Here is a 2602-nt window from a genome sequence, read left to right on the forward strand (position 1 = left end):
TTAGTTAAGTTTAATTCTTCATCTGTAAGTTCACTAATGAAACCTTCAGAATCTAAGAATAGCTCAGTACCAGCAGGACGTAATTCAGAAATTGCAATGTTAGCCATTGTTCGTTTTCTCCAGAGTATAATTGTTTGATTGTGGATAATGTTTTTTGCTTTCTTATCCTATTAATATGATGACTAATATTTTTAGGTTTGACAACTATTTTTTGAAGTAAAAAAAACATGAATTGATACAATTATGTCATTATTTTTGCTCAGTAATTTTATATTTGCTCCAACAAAGTACTTTTGTAGATTATCCAAGTATTTTAAGGTAATTTAATTCCGAAATTAATGTCTTTTTTGTGCTTGGCATCCCCTCAGATAAAAATAGCCATAAAAAATCAGAGCTAGAATATACTAGCCCTGAACTAATTTATAAGATCGGAACTTACGCAAAAAAAAATTATCTGACATTTGTAGGGGTTTAACAGCCGTTAACCTCTACTATATTTGGTGGTTATGCGTAAGTTTTTATGATGTTTTCTATAAATCTTTTTTGCTATAACTATCTAAATTTAATATAAGTATAGGGAGCATATCCAGGTGTGAGATATATAATAATAGTTGGGACTACAGATGCTCCACCTTTAGTTAAGTTAAACTCCTCGTTTGTAAGTTCATTAATAAAACTCTCAGAATCTAAGAATAATTGAGTCCCAGCAGGACGTAATTCAGAAATTGTAATATTAGCCATTTTTTATTTTCTCCTAAGTAGAATTGTTTGATTGTAGATTGTAGTTTTGTTTTGTTATCCTGATATAGAATTTCTCATAAAAATGAGGTACATTTACGATCCCCCTAAATCCCCCTTTTTAAGGGGAACTTTGAAGCTTCCTCCTTTTTTAAGGGGGGCTAGGGGGGATCTAAAACTGCATCTCATAAATTAGAGAAGCGCTATATAATAATTTCAGAATTAGTCATCTCTAATAAATTAATAAACAAAAGAGATTGATTGAACGAAAATATCTTCAGAAGCTGGAATGTCAATTACGCTGATATTAGTCATAGGAGTAGTAAACATTCCCCCTCTAATGTATACATCATCGGTTAAATCATTGAGAAAACTTTCTTCCCCTTGAAATAAATCAAATCCTAATAGATTTAAGTCGGAAATTTGAATTTGAGCCATTGTTGAATATTCTCCTTGATAAATTAATAAAATAGCCGATTCTAAAAATGATATATATCCTCAGAATTGGCATTGAGATAGGGATGTTGCACGTCAATTCCTAGCAAATTAAATTGCTCTAAAATAGCATTCATACGATTCTCTGGTGAGCGATCGCCTTGATGCCAAGCTTTGAGTAAACCATTAGCTATAATTTGACATCTGTTCATACCAAAACTTTCCTGAATACTAAACTTTTGATCGGGTTCTTCAGCTAAACCTAATCCTGGTGCTAATTGTTTGGTGAATAAAGGAATTTCTGGCTTAAACTCTAATTTTGTTTGGGAATAAACATTTTTTAGAACTGGTAAGACTGATTCATAATATTCCCGATCAAAATAGAGAACTCCTGAATCATAACGTTTATATTCATCAGGATTATACAAAACTTTAAAGCTAAAAGGAATAGTTTTTTTGTTCAACTGTTGTGTCAGGTTTTTCATTACTTCAATCGTACCTTCAGGAGTTAAATTAAAATAAATTCTGACCGTAGTTAAATTATTTTCTGAGCTTCCATAACTCTGTAGTCCTGAATTACTAACTGCCATATAAAAACCATTTTGTACTAAGTTTTTTGGCATTTTAATTTCTACTAAATCCCCAATAGCAGCATTTTTTTGAGAAGTTTGTAAATGTTTTTCTCTTTCAATATGGAGTTTTAAACCACCTTTAGTCACTACTAAAGTACGATTATTTTCTTCTTTCAAAATTTGCCAATCAGCATCAAAATAACCTTCTCCTTGATTACTTTTATGGAGCTTTTCATAAAACTCCATATATATTCCTAAAAATGTATTGTTTTCTAAATCTAGCTGTAAACGATGTTCATCTAGTTCTGATTCTGAAGTAGGTTTCATCGAACTATTGTAATAAACTCTGTAGAGAAAACTCCGCAGAATTAGACCTATATATTTATTCTGTATTTCTTTTGGTAAATTTTGAAAACGAGACACAACATCATCAGGTAATTCAAATGGTTTATAGTTTGGATGTTGAATACAGAAGTTAGGTTTGATTTCAACTTTTTGCACAATATCTTCTAAGACATTCTGCAATCTATCTTCGGGTTTAGTAGTTTGCTGAACTGGAGAAAAATCTAGTAATTGCATATTTTTTTTATTCCTATTATTTTACTTAAACTCAAGAGTGCTGCTTCATTTACCACTGTGCAACACTAACTAAATGAAGTAGAAAACGTAAGCATTTCCTGCGGAATGCTGAGCAAACAGCTATTATACGTTAACAGCAATTAGTCACAATTACTTCTAAGGTTTAGTCAGGGGACTTTGGCAGTAACTTTTTATTCTTTCTCAATTTCAAAGGTTGCTTTTATCTTCCCCAAAATTAATAGCTGAGAGCTAATAGCTGACGGCTGAATGCTTACTAG

3 protein-coding genes are annotated in these 2602 nt (G+C 31.3%); all 3 read right to left on the minus strand.

The window, feature by feature from the left end:
- Window positions 1-552 precede the first annotated feature (552 nt).
- On the minus strand, window positions 553-741 hold the full coding sequence (locus AC3DU7_RS23630; protein WP_488041745.1) for a hypothetical protein: 189 nt from the start codon (window positions 739-741) through the stop codon (window positions 553-555).
- 237 nt (window positions 742-978) lie between these two features.
- Complete coding sequence (locus AC3DU7_RS23635) at window positions 979-1176, minus strand: hypothetical protein (RefSeq protein ID WP_488041746.1); 198 nt, start codon at window positions 1174-1176, stop codon at window positions 979-981.
- 41 nt (window positions 1177-1217) lie between these two features.
- The gene (locus AC3DU7_RS23640) at window positions 1218-2324 is read right to left on the minus strand and encodes a T3SS effector HopA1 family protein (protein WP_488041747.1); all 1107 of its coding nucleotides are present in this window, start codon (window positions 2322-2324) and stop codon (window positions 1218-1220) included.
- Between the last annotated feature and the right edge of the window lie 278 nt (window positions 2325-2602).

This window comes from Okeania sp. (genome assembly GCF_983059655.1).